The sequence below is a fragment of the Streptomyces sp. NPDC051180 genome (assembly GCF_040689545.1).
Lineage (GTDB): Bacteria > Actinomycetota > Actinomycetes > Streptomycetales > Streptomycetaceae > Streptomyces.
In genome coordinates this window covers 91,664-111,229 of record NZ_JBFBBC010000015.1, presented here as the reverse complement: position 1 = coordinate 111,229, position 19,566 = coordinate 91,664, and the positions used below count along the sequence as shown (strand labels likewise).

The window sequence follows — 19,566 nt, the reverse complement described above, 5'->3', positions numbered from 1 at the left end:
CCGTTCGGCGGGGCGGTCGGTCACGCCCGGGTGATCGCGATCGACGTCGCCTCAGGCGGCTTGCGCCTGCCCCGGCCGACGCTGAACACATCGACATGACCGATGGCGGTCGCGACGATGGCGCGGCGCCCTTCCAGGTTCTCGGGGTCGTCGTTCCTCCAGGTCGCGAGCGTGTCGGTCTCGGCATGTGACCTGCGGACGACCGCCTCCTCCTCCCTCGCCTGCAGGGTGCCGAGTTCGGCGCGCAGGTGACCCAGGGCGTCGAAGAAGTCGTCGTCCTCCATCCGGCCCTCCTTCCAGCGGATCCGAAGGGCCTGGACCCGGCGCTTCAGAACGCCGATCTCGCCGGCCAGATCCTCGGCGGGGGCGGCCGCCCGACGGGGCGGCCGGGACAGGAGGGTCTCCTCGACCGTCGCGTCGAGCTGCTCCGCGATCCAGTCGTACGAGCGGCTGACCTTCCCGCAGGCGAGCCGGCCGTCCTTGCCGCGCTGGCCGGAGTGGCAGTACGTCCGGCGGAAGGTCCGGCCCTGGATCGTCGCCCACTGGACCCGCATCACGGCGCCGCAACTCCCGCAGCGCAGGAAGCCGGAGTAGAGGTGCTTGCGCTTGCCCGAACCCTGGGCGGCCGGAGTGGCACGGCTGTCGAGGACCTTCTGGACGCGATCCCACTGCTCCCGGGTCAGGGGAGCGCCGTGGACGCTGTCCCCGATGTCCTCGCCCTTGTAGGTGATGATGCCGCCGGTCCGTTCGGACCGGTAGACGCGCTTCACCGACTGGATGGTCCAGGCGCCACCCTGCGGGGTCGTGGACCCTTCGGCGTTCCAGTGACGCGCGACGTCGCCGGGGGTCTTCGGGTGGAGGGCGGTGAGCATCGTCCAGCCCAGGTGGATGAGCTCGGCCTCGGCCTCGTCGAGCTCCTGGAAGTGGGATCCCGCCTTGAAGCCGAACTGCCTCTTTCCGCCCGCGTGCGGCTTCCCCTGTTCCCTGCGCTGCAGCAGAGAGGCACCGATCCGTTCCGACATGCGCTCGGTCTCCTCTTGGGCCACCGCTCCCTTGATCGTGAGGATCAGGCGCCCGGCGGCGGTGGAGGTGTCCTCGCCCTCCGTCGTGGCGAACGCGAAGCCGTGCCGCCTCTGATCCTCCAGAAAGCTGCTCAGCTCACTGATCCGTCGCGTCAGGCGGTCGATGGAGTGGACGACGATGCCGTCGACGAACCCGTCGCGGGCGTCGTGGAGCAGTGCGGAGTACGCCGGCCGTCGCCGCCGGCTGGTGGTCGACGCCGAGACGTCGTTGTCCGCGTAGACCTTGAGGACGTCCCACCCCAGTCGTCCGCACAACGCGCGGCACGCCTCCTCCTGCCGCTGGATGCCGAGCTCCCGGCCCTTGCGGTCCTTGCTGATCCGCACGTAGATCCCCACGCGCCTCGGCTTGGCCATGTCCCACCCCTGGTCACGGACGACGATGTATCTGTGTGCTGATAAACAGGCATATGAGCCCTACGGTTACGACCGTCTCCGGCGGGGTGTCCGTCGAGGCGTACGCTTTCGCGGGGCTTCCAGAGGATCTTGGGGACGGGTGGGCGCCATGGCCGGTGGGGCGAGGGCGCGGCGGTTGCCGCGGGCCGTGCGGGAGCGGCAGATGATGGACGCGGCGGTGCGGTGCTTCGCGCGGCACGGCTACCAGGCGGCGTCGATGGACGAGATCGCGGAGCTGGCGGGGGTGTCGAAGCCGCTGGTGTACCTCTATCTGAACTCCAAGGAGGAGTTGTTCACCGCCTGTATCCGGCGGGAGGCGGGGGTGCTGCTCGCGGCGGTCGCGGCGGGCGTCGAGGACCGGAGCGTGCCGGTGGACGAGCGGCTGTGGGCGGGGCTGCTGGCGTTCTTCACGTACGCGGCCGAGAACCCGGACTCGTGGGCGGTGCTCAGCCGGCAGGCGCGGACGCAGGGCGAGCCGTTCGCCACCGAGGCGGCGCGGATGCGGGACGAGATCGCGGACTTCGTCGCCGGGCTGATCGGGGAGGCCGCCCGGGACGCCGAGGGGGGCGCGGAGATCACGGGACGGGACGTGGCCGCGCTGGCGCAGGCGCTGGTCGGGTCGGCCGAGTCGCTGGCGAGCTGGGCGAACGAGACGCCGGGGGTGACGGCCCGGGAGGCGGCCGCGACGCTCATGAACTTCGCATGGTCAGGTCTGGGAAACCTCATGAAAAGCGAGCGCTGGTCTCCCCGTTGAGGCTTACCGCGCAGTAAGGTTACCGGCTAGTCATGGCCCCGCAGGGCGCAACGCACCGACGCACGACCTCAGTTCATCGCGCTAACCGAGGAGCCGCACGTGTCCGTCGCCACCGCCGCATCCGGGACCGAGCCGGTCGAACCGCGCAAGACACGGGTGGACGGGCGGGTGCGGGAGGTGTCCGCCGCCCCGCTCGTGCCCCCGGTGCGGCGCGGCTCCCTCGCCGACCTGCCGTACGACAACGCCCGCCAGGACCCGGACACCCCGCTCTTCTCCCGCAAGGGCCCCGACGGGGAGTGGCACGACGTGACCGCCTCCGCGTTCGCCGCCGAGGTCCACTCCGTCGCCAAGGGGCTGATCGCCCACGGCCTGCGGCCCGGTGACCGGCTCGCCCTCATGGCCAGGACCACCTACGAGTGGACCCTCCTGGACTTCGCCGCCTGGGCCGCCGGGCTGGTCACCGTCCCCGTCTACCCGACCTCCTCCGCCTTCCAGGCCCGCTGGATCCTTCAGGACTCCGGCGCCGCCGCCTGTGTGGTGGAGGACCCCGGGCAGGCCCGGCTCGTCTCCGCCGAACGGCGCCAGCTGCCCGGCCTCGCCCACCTCTGGGTGCTGGACACGGGCGCCGTCGACCAGCTCCGCAGGGCCGGTGCGCGGGTCGCCGACGAGGCCGTCACCGCCCGCCGGGGCCTGCTCACCCCGCAGACCCTGGCCACCCTCATCTACACCTCCGGCACCACCGGCCGGCCCAAGGGGTGCGCCCTCACCCATGCCAACTTCTTCGCCGAGGTCGACAACGCCGTCCGGCTCCTCCACCCCGTCTTCGTCTCCGAGAGCAAGGAGCCCGCCGCCACCCTGCTCTTCCTGCCGCTCTCCCACGTCTTCGGGCGGATGGTGTCGGTCGGCTGCGTCCGCGCCAGGGTCAGGGTCGGGCACGCGCCCTCGGTCGAGGGCGAGGAGCTCCTCACCGACCTGGCGGGCTTCCGGCCGACGTTCCTCCTCGCCATCCCGTACGTCCTGGAGAAGGTCTTCAACACCGCCCGCGCCACCGCCGAGCGTGGCGGGAAGGCCGCCGCCTTCGACCGGGCCGCCCGGATCGCCCGCCGGTACGGGCGGGCCGCCTCGCCCTCGCTCGGCGTGCGGGCCGCCCGGGCGCTGTACGACCCGCTGGTCTACCGGCGGATACGGAACGCGCTCGGCGGCCGGGTGAAGTACGTGATCTGCGGCGGTTCCCCGCTCGGCGCCCCGCTCGCGGAGTTCTTCGCGGGGGCCGGCGTCGAGGTCTTCGAGGGGTACGGCCTGACGGAGACCACGGCCGCCTCCACGGTCACCCCGCCGCAGCGGCCGCGGACCGGCACCGTCGGCTGGCCGCTGCCGGGGACCTCCGTCCGGATCGCCGACGACGGCGAGGTGTGGCTGAAGGGCGGCCACGTCTTCGCCGGGTACTGGGACGCGCAGCGCGGGGCGGCCCTGCCGTACACCGACGACGGCTGGTTCCCCACCGGCGACCTCGGCTCGCTGGACGACGACGGCTATCTGCGGATCACCGGCCGCAAGAAGGACATCGTCATCACCTCGGCGGGGAAGAACGTGGCCCCGGCCCCGCTGGAGGACTGGCTGCGGGCCCACCCGCTGGTCGCCCAGTGCATCGTCCTCGGCGACAACCGGCCCTACGTCTCGGCCCTCGTCACGCTGGACCACGAGGGGCTGACGCACTGGCGGCGGATGCGCCGCAAGGACCATCTGGCGCTCTGGGAGCTGACCCGGGACGAGGAGCTGCTGGCCGCGCTCCAGCGGGCGGTCGACGACGCCAACCGGCTGGTGTCACGGGCCGAGTCGATCCGCGCCTTCCGGGTCCTGACCACCGAGTTCTCCGAGACCTCCGGCCATCTGACCCCCTCGCTGAAGCTCAAACGGCGCGCGGTGCTGCGGGACTTCGCCCGCGAGATCGAGGAGATGTACGCCGCCGGGGCCGAATGACCGTCAGGGCCAGAGGAGTTCGCGGGTCCAGCCGTCGGGTGTGCGGCGGTAGCGGAGCCGGAGGTGGCGCCGGCGGGCGTCGCCCTGGAAGAACTCCACCTCGACGGGGTCGAGGACGTACAGCGTCCAGGTGGGGGCGGCGGCGTCCGGTTCGGTCTCGGCCCGGTGCCAGGCGGCCTCGCTCGCGGCGGCGAGCGTCCCGGGGGAGTCCAGGACCTCGCTCTGGCGGCCGACGAGAGCGGCGGCCAGGGCTCCGGTGGTGCGGGCGTGGAGGTCTTCGTACGCCTCCTCGGGGGTGCCGGTGGTGACGTGGCCGCGGACGCGGACCTGGCGGCCGCGGTCCGGCCAGTAGAAGCCGATCGCGGCCTCGGGGCGGGCGGCGAGCTGGCGGCCCTTGGCGCTGGTGGCGTGCGAGGCGAAGTGCCAGCCGCGCGCGTCGGCGTCGTGCAGCATCACCGTGCGGACGTCGGGCCTGCCGTCCTCGTCCACGGTGGCCAGGGAGAGGGTGTGCGGCTCGGTCTGGCCGGCCGCGACCGCCTCGGTGAACCAGTCGTGGAAGAGGGCGAGGGGCGCGGCCGGGGCGTCCGCCGGGTCGAAGGAGGGCAGTTCGGTGTCCCAGACCCGCAGGGAGCGGAGGGCGGCGTGGAAGTCGGTCATGCCGCCACGGTAGGGCGCAGAGCGGCGGCGCCGGTGGCCGGCAGGGCGTAGTCCTCGATCGGGACGGCGTTCGCGGCCGACTGGATGCCGTCGCGGATCTTCCTGGCGATGAGGTTCTTCCAGGGGGTCTTCGGCAGGGTCCGCACCATGAACATGCGCAGGGCGATCTTCCACCGGGAGCCGACGGTCATCTCCTTGACGAAGCCCTCGGCCATCCGCTGGTTCTGCTCGACGCCGGGCCGCATGCGCTCCTCGTAGCGGGCGAAGGCGACGGTGTGGTCGCCGTGGGCCCGGGCCAGTTCGCCGGCGAGGACGTACGCGCCGGTGAGGGCGAGGCCGGTGCCCTGGCCGGAGGCGGGGGAGGCGCAGTGGGCGGCGTCGCCGAGGAGGACGACGCGCCCCTTGGACCAGCGGTCCATCTCGACGAGGGAGATGGAGTCCAGGTAGAAGTCGTCGGCGTCGGCCGCGTGGCCGAGGAGGCGGGGGATCTCCCAGGCGTCGCCGGCGAAGGCGCGGGCGAGGGCGCGCTTCTGGGCGGTGGCGTCGCGGGGGTCGTGGGGGAGTTCGGGCGAGGAGAAGACGAAGAGGTTCTTGGCGTCGCTCTCGCCGGCGGAGCTGTAGACGCAGACCAGCTTGCCGGGGAGCGCGTGGTAGGTCTCCCAGCGGTCGAGGCCGAGGTGGTTGGGGGCGGTGAAGATGGAGATGTACGCGCCGAGGTGGCGCTTGTAGCGCTCCTCGGGGCCGAAGGCGAGCCTGCGGGTGTTCGAGTGGAGGCCGTCGGCGCCGACGACCAGGTCGAAGCGGCGGACGGTGCCGCTGTCGAAGGTGACGGTGACGCCGTCGGTGTCCTCGGCGAGGGCGGCGATCGAGTCGCCGAAGACGTACTCGACGTCGTCGCGGGTCCGCTCGTGGAGGATGCGGGCGAGTTCGCCGCGCATGATCTCGTCGTCCTCCTCGACGCGTCCGCCGAAGATGTCGGCGGGCAGTTCGCCGACGGTGCGGCCGGCGGAGTCGACGTAGGAGCCGCCGCGCATGTCGGTGGAGTGGGCCCGGACCTCGTCGAGGATGCCCATCCGGCGGCAGACCTCGATGGCGGTGCCGCGGATGTCGACCTTGTAGCCGCCGGTGCGGAGCTCGGGGGCGCGCTCGACGACGGTGGGGACGAAGCCGTGGCGGTGGAGCCAGAGGGCGAGGGCGGGGCCGGCGATCGAGGCGCCGGAGATCAGGACGGTCTTGGCGGAGGTGGTGGTGTTCACGGCAGGACTCCTTGTCGGGTGTCTGCGGGCCGTTCCCCTGCCCGCGGACATGACTATACGGATGTCCTACACGCTTGTCTATGACGGTTGTATAGATCTTCGGCGAGGGCTCAGCCGCGCCCCAGCACCACCGTCCCCGAGGAGCAGAACCAGCCGCCCGTCCCCGACGCCACCGCCAGCTCCGGCAGCGAGCCGTCCGGCCGCCTCACCTGGAGCCCCGGGGCCTCGCCCCGCAACTGCCGGACCGCCTCCACCAGCAGGAACAGTCCGCGCATCCCCGGATGGCAGGCCGACAGGCCGCCGCCGTCCGTGTTCACCGGCAGCCGGTCCTTCTGTGCGAAGAACGCCCCGCCCTCGCCCTTCGCGCAGAACCCCAGGTCCTCCAGGGTCACCAGGGTCATGTAGGTGAAGGCGTCGTAGACCTCGGCGACGTCGATGTCCGCCGGCGTGACCCCGGCCCGCTCGAACGCCAGCCGGCCGCTGACCGCCGCCGGGGAGACCGTGAAGTCCTCCCACTCCGACATCGTGGTGTGCGAGACGTGCTCGCCCGCGCCCAGCACCCAGACCGGGGCCGTGCGGCAGTCCTGGACGTACTCCTCGGCGACCAGCAGCACCGCGCAGCCGCCGTCGCTGCGCAGGCAGCAGTGCAGCTTGGTGAAGGGGTCCGCGATCATGGGGCCGCCGAGCACCTCGTCCACGGTGACCGGGTCCCGGAACATCGCCTCCGGGTTGAGCGCCGCGTTCGCCCGCGCCTGGACGGCGACCTCGGCGAGCTGCTCCAGGGTGGTCCCGTACTCGTGCATGTGGCGGCGGGCCGCCATCGCGTACTTGGAGATCAGCGTGTGTCCGTACGGGGCCTCGAACTGGAGGGGGCCGCGCGCGCCGAAGGAGAGGTTCGCCGTGCGGCGCCGGGCCCGGATGTCGGCGCGGGCGGTGGAGCCGTACACGAGCAGGACGGCGTTGGCGCGGCCCGCGGCGATCGCGTCGGCCGCGTGCGCCGCCATCACCTCCCAGGTGGCGCCGCCGACGGCGGTCGAGTCCACCCAGCGGGGGCGCAGTCCCAGGTACTCGGCGACCTCCACCGGGGCGAGGGTGCCGAGCCCCGCCGAGGCCAGGCCGTCGATCAGCGAGCGGTCCAGGCCGCTGTCCGCGAGGGCGCGGCGGGCGGCCTGGGCGTGCAGGGCGTAGGGAGTGGCCTCGTCGACGCGGCCGCAGTCGGAGAGGGAGACCCCGGCGACGGCGACGCGGCGCGGGCCGCGGGGGGTGCTGGAGGCGGTGGTCATGAATCTGACGGTACATCAGATCCGGGGAATCCGGACCGGCGTCGCTCTGGGCAACCCGCCCCGCACGCCCCTAGCATGACGCACCGTCAGATACGGAGGGAGCCCCCATGGACGCGCCCGGCAACACCCCGTCCGACAGCGGCCCGCACGAGGCCGGACCGCCCACCGGCGGCCCGCTCTTCGCGCCGCCCGCCGCCCCGCTCGCGGCCCCGCTCACCGAGGAGCAGCAGGAGATCCGCCGCACCCTGCGCGACCTCCTCGCCGACCGGGCCGGACCGCACGAGAACCGCGCGGCCGCCGCCACCCCCGAGGGGTACGACACCGCCCTGTGGGACCGGATGTCCGGCACCCTCGGCCTCCCCGGCCTCGCCCTCCCCGAGGAGTACGGCGGCGTCGGCTGCGGCCCCGCCGAACTCGCCCTCGCCTGCGAGGAGACCGGCCGCGCCCTCGCCCCCTCCCCGCTCCTCGCCACCGCCGTCCTCGTCGCCCCGCTCCTGGCCGCCCTCGGCACCCCCGACCAGCGCGCCGAACTCCTCCCGTCCCTCGCCGACGGCGGCCTGACCTGCGCCCTCGCGGTCCCCGGCGGCTCCCTCGCCCTCGCCCTCGGCCTGACCGGCGACAACGCGGCGGACGGCTGGTCGGGCGGCGGCCGGGCCGGCGGCATCCAGGCCCGCCCCGCCGACGACGGCTGGCGGCTGTACGGCGAGGCCGCCCAGGTCGTCGACGGCCACAGCGCCGGACTCCTCCTCGTCGCCGCCCACACCGGCGGCTTCGCCCGCAGCCGCACCCTGCTCTTCCTCGTCCGGGCCGAGCCCGGCACCCCCGGACTCGTCCGCACCCGGCAGCCCACCCTGGACGGAACCCGCACCCAGGCCACCGTCCAGTTCCGCGACACCGCCGCCGAACTCCTCGGCACGGAACCGGCCGACGTCCTCGGCGCCCTCGCCACCGCCGGCCGCGGCGCCGCCGTCATGCTGGCCGCCGAGGCCGTGGGCTCGGCCCGGGAGGCCCTGGACCGGACGGTCGCCCACGTCGGCTCCCGCGAGCAGTTCGGCCGCCCCGTCGGCTCCTTCCAGGCGGTCAAACACCGCCTCGCCGACCTCTACGTCCAGGTCGAGGCGGCCCGCTCGCTGACCCACTGCGCGGCGCGCGAACCGGGCCCGGGGCCGGAGAGCGGGCCCCTCGCCCTCGCCCACGCCCTGGAGGCGCTGCGCGCCACCGCGGGGGAGGGCATCCAGCTCCACGGCGGCATCGGCTTCACCTGGGAGCACGACGCGCACCTGTACTTCAAGCGGGCCGCCTCCGACGAACTGCTCTTCGGGCCGGTCCGGCGGCTGCGCGCCCGGGCCGCGGAACGGACCGGACTCTTCGGAGAGGTGGCGGCGTAGATGCCCGTCGGAGTGAAACTGATGCAGAAGGTGTCCTCGACCCGGGCCTTCGCCAGGGTCGCCCCGCACGTCATCCCGGCCATGGACCGGACCGTGCACCGGCTCACCCGGGGAAAGGTGCTGCTCAGCGCGCGGATGCTGCCCGGGGTGATCCTCACCGCCCGCGGCGCGCGGTCGGGGCTGCCCCGGGTGACCCCGCTGGCCTGCATGCCCGAGCCGGACGGCGGCTGGCTGCTGATCGGCTCCAACTTCGGCCGGCCCGGCCATCCCGCCTGGACGGCGAACCTCCTGGCCCATCCGGAGGCGGAGGTCAACTGGCACGGCGAGGACGTGCCGGTCCGGGCGGAACTGCTCACCGGGGAGACGCGGGCGGCCGCCTGGCGGTCGGCGCTGGAGTTCTGGCCGCCGTACGCCACGTACCAGGCGCGGGTGGAGCGCGAGATCCGGCTCTTCCGGCTGACCCGGAGGTGAGGCCCCGCGGGGCCGCCGGCTCCGGACACGGCGACGCCGACGGCGGTCCGTGGGGACGGGCCGCCGCCGGCGTCGACGACAGGACGGGTGAAGGGGTGGGCGGTGCTATCTGGTCGGCTTCTTGCCGGTGATGCCCAGATGCACCAACAGGGCCAGGTTGGGCTTGAGTTCGGCCTGCTTGACGCCCCAGGTCTGGAAGCCCTTCTGGTGGCCGGCGACCGAGGCCAGCATCGCCACCAGGGAGCCGGCCATGGCGGCGGGGCTGACGTCCTTGTCGACCTTGCCCTTGGCCTGGAGCTCCTTCACCGCGTCCGTGAGGGAGTTGGTGACCGAGTTCAGGATCTTCATGCGGATCTTGTAGAACCGCTTGTCCCCCTCGGCGGCGCCGAGGTCCACGACCCGCAGGATCGCGTCGTGCTTCCGCCAGAAGTCCAGGAAGCCTTCGACGAGTTCCTCGGAGGTCTGCCAGCCGGCCTTGCCGACCCAGGAGCGGCCGGAGACCAGTTCGGTCAACGCGGCGCCCTCCTTCGCCATTTCCTCCGCGATCTCGAGGACCGCTCCCTCGACGTCCGGGAAGTACTGATAGAACGTCGCGGGTGAAGTACCCGCCTTCCGGGCCACATCGATGACCTTGACGTCCCGGTAGGGCGAGGAGCTGAGCATCTCACCGAGGCAGTCGAGCAGCTTCTGCCGCGTCGCCTGGCCGCGTCGTCCGGCCACGCGGCCGTCGACGGTGCGTACTTGTCCTGTCATGCCGTCAGCTTACCGAGGGGCGATCGGCGCGCGATTCGGCCGAGTGCAAATGGGGTGCGGGCCCGTTCCCGGGGCGTTCTACGAGGTCGGCGCGGGTCCGCGGGCCGGGGTGGAGGGGCGGGTTCAAGCCACTTTGTCGTCGTTCGCGAGCAGGTCGAGGCGGCCCCGCACCCGAATAGGCTTATGAACAGCCTGTGGACAACTTCGGTGGACAACCCAGGTATCCCAAGGGTCGGGCGGGCATAAAGGCCCGATAAATCGCCACTTTGTTCGCATTTCGCGAGGTGCGGACCGTGCGGGGGTGCCCCCTCCGTCCTAGCGTGGAGTCATGGCCGTACGCATTGAGGGCACCCCGTGCTGGGTGGACGCACAGCTCCCCGACCTGGAAGCGGGCAAGCGCTTCTACGGCGAGCTCTTCGGCTGGACCTTCGACGCCGACCGCGACGAGGCCCTCCTCGACGGGCGCCGCGCCGCCGGACTCGTCCCCAAGCGGGACGGCCGCATGCCCACCACCTGGACCCTGTACCTCGCCACCGAGGACGCCGGCACCCTGTCCGCCCGGATCAAGACGGCCGGCGGGCAGATGGTCATGGAGCCCTACCCCGTCGGCCCCTTCGGCGTCCTGGCGCTCGCCGCCGACCCCGGCGGCGCCGTCTTCGGCCTCCGCCAGGCCGGCGACGACGACGGCTTCGCCGTCACCAATGAACCGGGTGCCTTCTGCTGGATGGAGGTGTACACCCGCAGGCCGGACGCCGTGGACACCTTCTACGCCACCGTCTTCGGCTACCTCGGCCGCCAGGCCGACGCCGCCGAGGAGGGCAGGGACGCCTCCTTCGACTACCGCGTCTGGTCACCCCCCGGCTCCCGCCCGGGCGACGACAGCGCCTTCGGCGGCCGCGCCGTCATCACCGACGACTTCCCCGCCGAGATGCCCGGCCACGTCCTCGTGTACTTCGCCGTCCACGACTGCGACGAGGCGTGCGCCGTCACCGAGCGCCTCGGCGGCCGGGTCGCCACCCCGCCCTTCGACACGCCGCACGGCCGCATCGCCGTCCTCCACGACAACCAGGGCGCCCGTTTCGCCGTACTCGCCGAGCCCAGGACCCCCGCGGAACCCGCCCACGGGAGCTGACCCCCCGCTGCCGAAATGACCTGTGACACCCCGATCCGCCCCCGGGTTCGCAACCGGGGCCCCGGACAGGAAGAATCAGGGCCACGGGGCCGTACCCTCATGGCCCGTACGGGGAGGTGGCAGGCAAGTGGAACAGCTGACGCAGCACGACCCGAGACGTATCGGGCCCTTCGAGGTGCTGGGCCGGCTCGGCGCGGGCGGAATGGGCCTGGTCTATCTGGCGCGGTCGGCCTCGGGTCGGCGCGTGGCGATCAAGACCGTGCGCACGGAGCTCGCTGAGGACCAGCTGTTCCGGGTCCGCTTCACCCGTGAGGTGGAGGCCGCCCGGGCGGTCTCCGGCTTCTACACGGCGGCCGTCGTCGACGCCGACCCGCGTGCGGCGGTGCCCTGGCTGGCCACCGCGTACGTGCCGGCGCCCTCCCTCGAAGAGATAGTGAACGAGTGCGGGCCGCTGCCGGCCCAGGCCGTGCGCTGGCTCGCCGCCGGCGTGGCCGAGGCCCTGCAGTCCATCCACGGCGCGGGCCTGGTCCACCGCGACCTGAAGCCCTCCAACGTCCTGGTCGTCGAGGACGGCCCCCGGGTGATCGACTTCGGCATCGCGTCTGGCGTCTCCAACACGCGCCTGACCATGACCAACGTCGCCGTCGGCACCCCGGCCTACATGTCGCCCGAGCAGGCCAGGGACTCGCGGAGCGTCACCGGCGCCAGCGACGTCTTCTCGCTGGGCTCGATGCTGGTCTTCGCCGCCACCGGCCACGCCCCGTACCACGGGGCCAACCCGGTCGAGACCGTGTTCATGCTGCTCCGCGAGGGCCCGGACCTGGAGGGCCTGCCGGACGAGCTGCGGCCCCTCATCGAGTCCTGCATGCAGATGGACGTCACCCGCCGGCCCACCCCGGCGGACCTCCAGGCGCAGCTGGCCCCGCACCTCTTCGGCCCCGGCAGCGACGACAGCGGTACGGCGTCGGCGTGGCTCCCGCACAGTGCCACGGCGATGATCGAGCGCCGCCGCGGCGGCGGCCGTACACCGGTCCCGCCGGTTCCGGCGGACCCGCCGGAGCGGTTCCCCGACCCGCGGTTCCCCGACCGGTCCCCGGGCGGCTCCCGCCCGCCGGCCCCCGTCGGCGGCGGCCGTCACCCCGAGCCCGTCGCCGGCCGGCACGCGGGTCCCGCCGAGAGCGCGGGCGGCCCCGTGCGGCTCGGCGGGGCGACGGTGCCGATCGGCCCCGGCCCCCGGGTCGCCGACACCCGTGCCGCGCTCGCCGTCGGCCGGGGCGCCGACGCGGGCCCGGCCACCGGCTGGATCCGTCCGCCCGGCGGCGGCCCGCACGGCGCCGAGCCCGGACCGCCGCCCGGCTCCCGTCCGCTGAACGTGCCCGCGCAGGGCACCGACCAGAGCACCGCCGCGCACCCGCCGGAGCCCGGCCCCTGGCGTCCGTGGCGCTTCCGCATGTCGAACGACGTGTGGGGGACGCCGGTCGTCGACGGCGACCTGCTGTACGTGACCTCCTTCGAGGTCCACGCCCTGGACACGGGCAGCGGCCGGCGCCAGTTCAAGACGCGGGACGTGGCCTGGTCGATGGCGGTGGCCGCCGGCCGCATCCACGCCTCCGACGGCCCCACGCTGTACGCGCTGGACGCCACCGACGGCGGCGAGCGGTGGCGCCTGCACACGGACGCCTGGGTGTACTCGCTCCAGGTCGACCGGGGCACGGTCGTCACCGGCACGCGCGGCGGCGGCGTCCAGGGCTGGGAGGCGTCCAACGGCGCCAAGCTGTGGGAGATCACCGGGGCGCAGACGGACTTCGAGACCCCGGAGGCGGGGCCCGCCGTGCACGGCGACACCGTGTACGTGTGGCGGGAGGCCCGGCTCCAGGCGCTCGACGCCCGGACCGGTGTGGAGCGCTGGTCGTACCCGATCGGCGACGCGGCCTCCTGCGCCAACGTGCCGGTCCGGGTCGCCCCGGCCGAGGACGGCTGCGTGTACGTCTCCGCCGGCACCCGGGTCCTGTCGATCGACATCGCGGCCGGGCACGTGCGCTGGCACTTCGAGGCGCCCGCGGTCTTCCTCTCGCCCCCGGCGTTCGCGCCGGGACCGGCGGTCACGGGCGGCGGGGTGTACCTCTCCGACCACCTCGGCACGGTGTACGCGCTGGACGCCACCACCGGCCAGGACCGCTGGCGGATCGCGACGGAGCCGCGCCAGTCGGCGGAGCCGGTGCTCGTCGCGGACGGCAACGTCCACGTCGGCAGCGGCAGCGCGCTCTACACGCTCGACGCGGTCACCGGCACCCCCCGGTGGCGGTTCGCGGCGGGCGGGGAGCTCGTCGGCTCGCCGGTCGTCGCCGACGGCCGGGTCCACTTCGGTTCGGCCGACCACGTCCTCTACACGCTGGACGCGAACGGCGGCCAGCTCCGCTGGAAGCTCGCCACCGGCGGCGAGATCACCGGCTCGCCGGTGGCGAAGGGCGGGGTCGTGTACGCCTGCAGCAAGGACCGCTGCGTGTACGCGCTCGACGCGGTGAAGGGCACGGCCACCGGCCGCGGCTCCGGACGCTAGGAACGACCGGAGGACCCGCCGCCCGGGGGCCAGGCCCCCGGCGGCGGGTTCTCCCGTTCCGGGTCCGGGGGCGGCACGTCGAAGGTCTGCGTCGCCGCGTACGGGGCGGAGGGGTGCGGGTGCGGGCCCGGCGCGTCCGGGGCCGCGTCGGTCACGGGCGGCGGGCCGTCGAGGGTCGGGTGGGTGGGCCGGTACGCCGGGTCGATCCGGTGCTCGCGGTGGCCTCTGCCCGACATGACGAGCGCGCCGAGGAGCAGCAGGATCCCGCCGCCGAAGGCGTTCGCGACGCCGTCGCCGAGCCCGCGGCCGTCGCCGGAGACCACGAGGCTGCCCTCGGCCTGCCCGACCCGGACCATCCAGAGGACGGTGAAGCCGAGCACGACGACGCCGGCGAGGGCGACGAGCAGCCGGGAGCGGAGCACCACGCCGACGAGGGCGAGGAGGGCCGCGAAGGCGAACGGCAGCAGGATCGAGCCGAGCAGGTCGGACGTGGTGCCGGTGATGCCGGTGAACAGCTCGTCGAGGGCGTAGTCCCGCCCGTGACGGCCGTCGTACCAGGCACGGAAGGGGCTCCAGACGGCGGCCGTCGCTCCGGCGAGAGCCAGGACGGAGCCGACGACGTTGCGGATCATCGCTGCGGCCTCCTGTCGCTCCGGCTCTCGCTCCCGACGCTACGCCGGGTGTGGGGGGCCCGCCATGTGGCACCGGGCCATCCCCTAGGGTGGCGCGGACACGACAGAAGGACGGTGGGCGGCGATGGTACGGACGCGTCTGAAGCTCGCGGCGACGCTGACGGTGGTGGTGCTCGCGCTGACCGGCTTCCACACCGGCAAGAGCGGCCACGGGAGCGGCGGCGGCAGCGGCAAGAGCAAGAGCGGCAAGAGCCGCAGCCATTCGGGGTCCGACGACGACTCGGGCGGCGGCTGCTCCAGCGACGAGAAGAGCAACGACGACTACGGCGGCTCCGGCAGCGGCTCCACGGCGACGGCGAGCCCCTCGCCGTCCCGGGCCGAGGCCAAGGTCGAGGTCCTCGACTGCGTGGAGCCGGCGCGGAAGAAGCGCAAGGGCAAGCCGGCCCGCTCGGCGGACACCACGGCGACCCTGCGCATCACGTCGAGGGCCTACGACACGACGACGTTCCGGGTCACCCTGGAGTTCAAGGGCGCCTCGGGCTCGGCGGTGGACTCCGCCGAGACCGTCGTCACCGTCGGGGGCGGGGACACGAAGACCTTCGAGATCGCGATGAGGAACCCGAAGGCCGTCGACCGGGTGAAGAACTGCTGGGTCTACGACGTGCGCCAGGACGCCACCGCGACCCCTACCGCGTCCGGTGCCCCTTCGCCCTCGTCGTGAACAGGCCGGCCTGCCGGTCCGCCGGCAGGTTCCCGAGGCTCACCAGATGCGGCGCCTGCGCGAGGGCCTGCGCGCGGGTCGCCTCACGGGTGGACCAGAGCGCGCGGACCGTCCCCTGCACGGCCTCCGTCGGCTGGCCGGCGATGACGGCGGCCGCCCCGCACGCCGCGGCCAGCGCCGCGCCGTCCGGGGTGACCTCGCTGACGAGCCCCGTCTCGTACGCCCGCCGGGCCGAGATCCGCTCCGCGCCGCCCATCAGGACCATCCGGGCGACCTCCCCGAACGGCATCCGCTGGGCCATGTGGACGGTCTCGAAGGCGCTGACCATCCCGTAGGTGGTGTGCGGGTCGAAGAACTCCGCGCCCTCCCCGGCGACCAGGAACTCGGCCTCGCCGAGCAGGTAGAAGGCCCCGCCGCAGGCCATGCCCTCGACGGCGGCGACCACCGGTTTCCACAGGTCGTTCGCCTTGGGGCCGATCGTGAGGAGCGGGTCGTCGATCGTGTACGGCGAGGAGGGCTGCGGCACGTTTCCGGCGTCCGCCCGGTCGATCCCGGTGCAGAAGGCCCGCCCGCCGGCGCCGGTGACGACGATCGCGCGGACGTCGTCCTCGTAGCGGAAGCCGCGCCAGACGGCGCCGAGCTCGCGGGCCATCTCCAGGGTGAGGGCGTTGTGCCGGGCGGGCCGGTCGAGGGTGACCACCGCGACCCCGGACTCCTTGTCGCGCTCGACCCGGATGCTCACCCGCGCTCCAGGAGCCAGCGCGGGACGGCGACGCCGTCGATCTCCGTGAAGGCCACCCGCACCGCGGCGCCGATCCGCAGCCGGGTCGGGTCGACCGAGTTCAGCGGTGCGTCCGGGGCGGCGACGACGTTGCCGACGAGGCGGATGTGCGGGGCCTCGGCGAGCTCCACGAGCACCGCGTTGTACGGGGCCTGGGCGGCGTAGTCGGGCAGCAGGGGCGGGTGGGGGAGCACGTACGACCAGATCCGGCCCCGGCCGGACATCAGCCGCCACTCGCTGTCGAAGGAGCGGCAGTGCGGGCAGCAGGGGCGGGGCGGGAAGCGGAGGGCGCCGCAGTCGGGGGCCGCGCAGCCCTGGACGCGGAGCTCGCCCCGGGCGGTGTACTCCCAGAAGGGAGCGCCGTCCTCGTCGGTGACCGGTGTCAGCATCTGGGATCAGCTCCTCAGCAGGATGGCCGATGTGGGGACGCCCTCGCCCGCCGTGACCAGGCAGGTGGCGGCGTCGGGGACCTGGGCGGTGGAGGTGCCGCGGAGCTGCTTCACGCCCTCGTTGATGAGGTTGAAGCCGTGGACGTACGCCTCCGAGAGGCCGCCGCCGCCGGTGTTGAGGGGGAGTCGCCCGCCGATCTCCAGGGCCCCTCCCTCGGTGAAGGCGCCCCCCTCGCCGCGACCGCAGAAGCCGTAGCCCTCCAGGGAGAGCGGCACGAGCGCGGTGAAGGCGTCGTAGATCTGGGCGACGTCGACGTCCTGGGGGCCGAAGTCGGCCTGCTTCCACAGGTGCCGGGCGGCGGTCCAGGCGGGTCCGGAGAGCGGGTCGTCGTTCCAGTAGTTGACCATGCCGTGGTGCTGGGCGGGCAGGCCCTGGGCGGCGGAGTGGACGTACACGGGCTTCTGCCGGCAGTCCCGGGCCCGTTCGGCGGAGACGATGACGCAGGCCAGCGCCCCGTCGGTCTCCAGGCAGTTGTCGAAGAGGCAGAGGGGCTCGCTGATCCAGCGGGCGGTCATGTACATCTCGCGGGTCAGCGGGCGCTCGTACATGATCGCGGCGGGGTTCTGGTTGGCCCGGTTGCGGCAGGCGAGGGCGACGTTGAAGAGGTGGTCGCGGGTGGCGCCGTACTCGTGCATGTAGCGGCGGGCGAGCATGCCGATCTCGTCGGCGGGGCGGAGCAGCCCGTAGGGGCGGGTCCACTGGCCGGGGGTGGGGAGCTGCACGGCGGTGTTCTTCCAGGGGCGGGGGCCCGAGCCCCGCTTCCGGGACCGCCACGCGACGCCGACGCTCGCCTGCCCGGTGGCGACGGCGGCGGCGAGGTGGCCGACGGTGGCGCAGGAGCCGCCTCCGCCGTAGCCGACCTTGGAGAAGAAGGTGACGTCGCCGGCGCCGATGGACTTGGCGACCTCGACCTCGTCGGTCTCCTCCATCGTGTAAGAGGCGAAGCCGTCGACCTCGCCGGGGTCGATCCCGGCGTCGTCGAGCGCGGCGAGGATCGCCCGGCAGGCGAGGGCCTTCTCGGTCTCGGGCAGGTGTCTGGCGAAGGCCGTCTGTCCTATTCCGACGATCGCTGTGGCGTCCTTGAGCACGTCGACCTCCGCGTACGACAGCAACGACAGGCAGGGGCGGTACTGCTGACAGCGCGTCAGGTTACCTCTAATCTGACGGATAGTCAGCTAAAGGGAGGGTGGGTATGCGCGGCGACCTGGAGTGGGGCACGATCCCCGGTCTCGTACGGGCGGCGGCCGAGCGCCACGGAGCTCGGGAGGCCGTCGTCGACGGCCGTGTCCGCGTCACCTACGCCGAACTCGGCGCGCGCGTCGAACGCGCCGCCGCGGCCTGTCTCGCCACCGGCCTCCGCGTCGGCGACCGGGTCGCGATCTGGGCCCCCAACACCCTCGACTGGATCGTCGCCGCCCTCGGCGCCGTCACCGCCGGCGCCGTCCTCGTCCCCCTCAACACCCGCTTCAAGGGCACCGAGGCGGCCTACGTCCTCCAGCGCTCCCGGGCCCGACTGCTCTTCGTCACCGGCACCTTCCTCGGCACCTCCTACGTGGCCTCGCTGCGCCGCTCCGGCGTCGACCTGCCCCACCTGGAGAAGGCCGTCGTCCTCGGCGACACCGCCCCCGACGCCCCGGAGTGGACCACCTGGAAGGCGTTCCTCGCCGAAGGCGACCGGATCCCGGCCGCCCGGGTCCGCGCCCGCGCCGACGCCCTCGACCCCGACGCCCCCTCCGACATCGTCTACACCTCGGGCACCACCGGCCTCCCCAAGGGCGCCGTCATCAGCCACGCCCAGAGCCTGCGCTGCTACGAGGTCTGGTCCGACCTCGCCGGCCTCCGCGAAGGCGACCGCTACCTCGTGGTCAACCCCTTCTTCCACACCTTCGGCTACAAGGCCGGCATCCTCGCCTGCCTCATGCGCGGCGCCGTGATCGTCCCCCAGCCCGTCTTCACCGTCGACACCGTCCTCGCCCACATCGCCGCCGAGCGCATCACCGTCCTGCCCGGACCGCCCACCCTCCACCAGTCGCTCCTCGACCACCCCGCCCGGTCCGCCCACGACCTCACCTCGCTCCGGCTCGTCGTCACGGGAGCGGCCGTCGTCCCCCTCCGGCTCGTCGAACGCCTCCGCACCGACCTCGGCGTCGGCACGGTCCTCACCGCGTACGGCCTCTCCGAGGCCAGCGGCATCGTCACCATGTGCCGCCGCGACGACCCGGACGCGACCGTCGCCACCACCTCGGGCCGCCCCATCCCCGACACCGAGGTCCGGCTCTCCCCGAGCGGCGAGGTCCTCGTCCGCGGCCACCACGTGACGCGCGGCTACTTCGAGGACGACGAGGCGACCGCCGCGGCGATCGACGCCGACGGCTGGCTCCGCACCGGCGACGTCGGCGTCCTCGACGAGGCCGGGAACCTGCGCATCACCGACCGCCTCAAGGACATGTTCATCGTCGGCGGCTTCAACGCCTACCCGGCAGAGATAGAGCAGCTCCTCGGCCTCCACCCGGACATCGCCGACGTCGCCGTCATCGGCGTCCCCGACCCGCGCCTCGGCGAGGTCGGCAAGGCGTTCGCCGTCCGCCGCCCCGGCGCCCGGGTCACCGCCGACGACCTCATCGCCTGGTCACGGCGCGAGATGGCCAACTACAAGGTCCCCCGCCAGGTCGAGTTCGTCACCGAACTCCCCAGGAACGCCGGCGGCAAGGTCGTCAAGGGCGAACTGCGGGCCCGCGCGGCCCGCTGAGGCGCCCGGCGGGCACACGGGGAGGAGGGGCCGGGCAGATGCCCGGCCCCTCCTCGTGCGGTGGTCCGACCGCGTCGCGCACGGGCCCTGCCCGGACGGATCCCCCCTGGTTCCGCCGGGCGTCCCCCGAGCCCGTGTGCTCCCCCGTCGGCCGGACCTCCCCGGTCGGCCCCGGCGGCTCCCCCGATGGCGCCGCCGCGGCCTCTCCCCGTCGGGAATGGCTTAGTTGGCCGGCTCGGACGTGGCGTGCAGGTCGTCCGTGGTGGCCACCGGCGGCTTCTGCTCGCGGGTGAGGATCTTGTCCGCGATCGCGTTCGCGGGCTCGGACGTGGCGTGCAGGTCCTTGGTGACGATCTGCTCGCCGCCGCCCGTGGCGTGCAGGTCCTGCGGCTTGATGATCGGGTCCTTGGCGTCGAAGTCGCCCATGGCGGTCCCCTCCTGAATCGTGGCTTCGCGTGCTGGTGGGTGGAGCCCGCCCGGCTGTTCCCCCGTGGACGGTCGGGCGGGCTCCGCTGGGCCGCTCA

18 protein-coding genes are annotated in these 19,566 nt (G+C 73.7%); 8 read left to right on the top strand and 10 right to left on the bottom strand.

The features are described 5' to 3' along the window. Nucleotides 1-20 precede the first annotated feature (20 nt). A complete protein-coding gene (locus tag AB0424_RS24930) occupies nucleotides 21-1,436 on the bottom strand; it encodes a recombinase family protein (protein WP_366308747.1) in 1,416 nt (471 codons plus the stop codon). 148 nt (nucleotides 1,437-1,584) lie between these two features. On the opposite strand from AB0424_RS24930, the gene AB0424_RS24925 reads away from it, so the two are divergent. Together AB0424_RS24925 and AB0424_RS24920 are read left to right on the top strand one after the other, a co-directional pair. Further along, a complete protein-coding gene (locus AB0424_RS24925; protein ID WP_366308746.1) occupies nucleotides 1,585-2,229 on the top strand; it encodes a TetR/AcrR family transcriptional regulator in 645 nt (214 codons plus the stop codon). A gap of 99 nt (nucleotides 2,230-2,328) precedes the next feature. Next, complete coding sequence (locus AB0424_RS24920; protein WP_366308745.1) at nucleotides 2,329-4,209, top strand: AMP-dependent synthetase/ligase; 1,881 nt, start codon at nucleotides 2,329-2,331, stop codon at nucleotides 4,207-4,209. Between the two features lie 3 nt (nucleotides 4,210-4,212). On the opposite strand, the gene AB0424_RS24915 is transcribed toward AB0424_RS24920, so the two are convergent. The 3 genes from AB0424_RS24915 to AB0424_RS24905 all read right to left on the bottom strand — a co-directional run bounded on the left by AB0424_RS24915 (nucleotide 4,213) and on the right by AB0424_RS24905 (nucleotide 7,405). Further along, nucleotides 4,213-4,866 (bottom strand): pyridoxal 5'-phosphate synthase, encoded by a 654-nt coding sequence (locus AB0424_RS24915; RefSeq protein WP_366308744.1) that lies wholly within the window; start codon nucleotides 4,864-4,866, stop codon nucleotides 4,213-4,215. Next, a complete protein-coding gene (locus tag AB0424_RS24910) occupies nucleotides 4,863-6,122 on the bottom strand; it encodes an FAD-dependent monooxygenase (protein ID WP_366308742.1) in 1,260 nt (419 codons plus the stop codon). Before AB0424_RS24910 ends, AB0424_RS24915 begins: the two co-directional genes overlap by 4 nt. 110 nt (nucleotides 6,123-6,232) lie before the next feature. Beyond that, complete coding sequence (locus AB0424_RS24905; protein WP_366308741.1) at nucleotides 6,233-7,405, bottom strand: acetyl-CoA acetyltransferase; 1,173 nt, start codon at nucleotides 7,403-7,405, stop codon at nucleotides 6,233-6,235. A gap of 107 nt (nucleotides 7,406-7,512) precedes the next feature. Here AB0424_RS24905 and AB0424_RS24900 point away from each other — a divergent pair, with 107 nt between their 5' ends. Further along, the gene (locus AB0424_RS24900) at nucleotides 7,513-8,793 is read left to right on the top strand and encodes an acyl-CoA dehydrogenase family protein (protein ID WP_366308740.1); all 1,281 of its coding nucleotides are present in this window, start codon (nucleotides 7,513-7,515) and stop codon (nucleotides 8,791-8,793) included. Beyond that, nucleotides 8,794-9,264, top strand: a complete 471-nt coding sequence (locus AB0424_RS24895; RefSeq protein WP_366308739.1) for a nitroreductase family deazaflavin-dependent oxidoreductase — start codon at nucleotides 8,794-8,796, stop codon at nucleotides 9,262-9,264. Between the two features lie 105 nt (nucleotides 9,265-9,369). Here AB0424_RS24895 and AB0424_RS24890 read toward each other — a convergent pair whose 3' ends face one another. Beyond that, nucleotides 9,370-10,017 (bottom strand): TetR family transcriptional regulator, encoded by a 648-nt coding sequence (locus AB0424_RS24890; RefSeq protein ID WP_041129739.1) that lies wholly within the window; start codon nucleotides 10,015-10,017, stop codon nucleotides 9,370-9,372. A gap of 328 nt (nucleotides 10,018-10,345) precedes the next feature. Between AB0424_RS24890 and AB0424_RS24885 the strand changes: the two genes are divergently transcribed. Next, on the top strand, nucleotides 10,346-11,149 hold the full coding sequence (locus AB0424_RS24885) for a VOC family protein (RefSeq protein WP_366308737.1): 804 nt from the start codon (nucleotides 10,346-10,348) through the stop codon (nucleotides 11,147-11,149). Nucleotides 11,150-11,276: 127 nt separating this feature from the next. Then, the gene (locus AB0424_RS24880) at nucleotides 11,277-13,709 is read left to right on the top strand and encodes a PQQ-binding-like beta-propeller repeat protein (protein ID WP_366308736.1); all 2,433 of its coding nucleotides are present in this window, start codon (nucleotides 11,277-11,279) and stop codon (nucleotides 13,707-13,709) included. Here AB0424_RS24880 and AB0424_RS24875 read toward each other — a convergent pair. Further along, complete coding sequence (locus tag AB0424_RS24875) at nucleotides 13,706-14,341, bottom strand: hypothetical protein (protein ID WP_366308735.1); 636 nt, start codon at nucleotides 14,339-14,341, stop codon at nucleotides 13,706-13,708. The two genes, AB0424_RS24880 and AB0424_RS24875, sit on opposite strands and share 4 nt — an antisense overlap. 124 nt (nucleotides 14,342-14,465) lie before the next feature. Here AB0424_RS24875 and AB0424_RS24870 point away from each other — a divergent pair, with 124 nt between their 5' ends. Further along, the gene (locus AB0424_RS24870; protein ID WP_366308734.1) at nucleotides 14,466-15,062 is read left to right on the top strand and encodes a hypothetical protein; all 597 of its coding nucleotides are present in this window, start codon (nucleotides 14,466-14,468) and stop codon (nucleotides 15,060-15,062) included. Here the strand turns inward: AB0424_RS24870 and AB0424_RS24865 are convergent. From AB0424_RS24865 to AB0424_RS24855, 3 genes are read right to left on the bottom strand one after another with little or no spacing between them, the layout of a single operon-like run. Then, a complete protein-coding gene (locus tag AB0424_RS24865; RefSeq protein ID WP_366308733.1) occupies nucleotides 15,028-15,804 on the bottom strand; it encodes an enoyl-CoA hydratase/isomerase family protein in 777 nt (258 codons plus the stop codon). The two genes, AB0424_RS24870 and AB0424_RS24865, sit on opposite strands and share 35 nt — an antisense overlap. Further along, complete coding sequence (locus tag AB0424_RS24860) at nucleotides 15,801-16,232, bottom strand: OB-fold domain-containing protein (protein WP_366308732.1); 432 nt, start codon at nucleotides 16,230-16,232, stop codon at nucleotides 15,801-15,803. Before AB0424_RS24860 ends, AB0424_RS24865 begins: the two co-directional genes overlap by 4 nt. Nucleotides 16,233-16,238: 6 nt before the next feature. Next, entirely contained in the window at nucleotides 16,239-17,381 is a 1,143-nt protein-coding gene (locus AB0424_RS24855; RefSeq protein WP_366308731.1) for a lipid-transfer protein, read from the bottom strand. A gap of 104 nt (nucleotides 17,382-17,485) precedes the next feature. Here AB0424_RS24855 and AB0424_RS24850 point away from each other — a divergent pair, with 104 nt between their 5' ends. After that, a complete protein-coding gene (locus AB0424_RS24850) occupies nucleotides 17,486-19,042 on the top strand; it encodes a FadD3 family acyl-CoA ligase (RefSeq protein WP_366308730.1) in 1,557 nt (518 codons plus the stop codon). A 222-nt stretch (nucleotides 19,043-19,264) separates the two neighbouring features. Here AB0424_RS24850 and AB0424_RS24845 read toward each other — a convergent pair whose 3' ends face one another. Then, entirely contained in the window at nucleotides 19,265-19,468 is a 204-nt protein-coding gene (locus AB0424_RS24845) for a hypothetical protein (protein WP_366308729.1), read from the bottom strand. Nucleotides 19,469-19,566: the final 98 nt, after the last annotated feature.

Bases quoted from the DNA above. Each gene is read 5' to 3' on its own strand.
- AB0424_RS24885 (WP_366308737.1), top strand. From the start codon at position 10,346: ATGGCCGTACGCATTGAGGGCACCCCGTGCTGGGTGGACGCACAGCTC.
- AB0424_RS24875 (WP_366308735.1), bottom strand. From the start codon at position 14,341: ATGATCCGCAACGTCGTCGGCTCCGTCCTGGCTCTCGCCGGAGCGACG.
- AB0424_RS24905 (WP_366308741.1), bottom strand. From the start codon at position 7,405: ATGACCACCGCCTCCAGCACCCCCCGCGGCCCGCGCCGCGTCGCCGTC.
- AB0424_RS24890 (WP_041129739.1), bottom strand. From the start codon at position 10,017: ATGACAGGACAAGTACGCACCGTCGACGGCCGCGTGGCCGGACGACGC.
- AB0424_RS24850 (WP_366308730.1), top strand. From the start codon at position 17,486: ATGCGCGGCGACCTGGAGTGGGGCACGATCCCCGGTCTCGTACGGGCG.
- AB0424_RS24915 (WP_366308744.1), bottom strand. From the start codon at position 4,866: ATGACCGACTTCCACGCCGCCCTCCGCTCCCTGCGGGTCTGGGACACC.
- AB0424_RS24860 (WP_366308732.1), bottom strand. From the start codon at position 16,232: ATGCTGACACCGGTCACCGACGAGGACGGCGCTCCCTTCTGGGAGTAC.
- AB0424_RS24900 (WP_366308740.1), top strand. From the start codon at position 7,513: ATGGACGCGCCCGGCAACACCCCGTCCGACAGCGGCCCGCACGAGGCC.
- AB0424_RS24870 (WP_366308734.1), top strand. From the start codon at position 14,466: ATGGTACGGACGCGTCTGAAGCTCGCGGCGACGCTGACGGTGGTGGTG.
- AB0424_RS24930 (WP_366308747.1), bottom strand. From the start codon at position 1,436: ATGGCCAAGCCGAGGCGCGTGGGGATCTACGTGCGGATCAGCAAGGAC.
- AB0424_RS24895 (WP_366308739.1), top strand. From the start codon at position 8,794: ATGCCCGTCGGAGTGAAACTGATGCAGAAGGTGTCCTCGACCCGGGCC.
- AB0424_RS24845 (WP_366308729.1), bottom strand. From the start codon at position 19,468: ATGGGCGACTTCGACGCCAAGGACCCGATCATCAAGCCGCAGGACCTG.
- AB0424_RS24925 (WP_366308746.1), top strand. From the start codon at position 1,585: ATGGCCGGTGGGGCGAGGGCGCGGCGGTTGCCGCGGGCCGTGCGGGAG.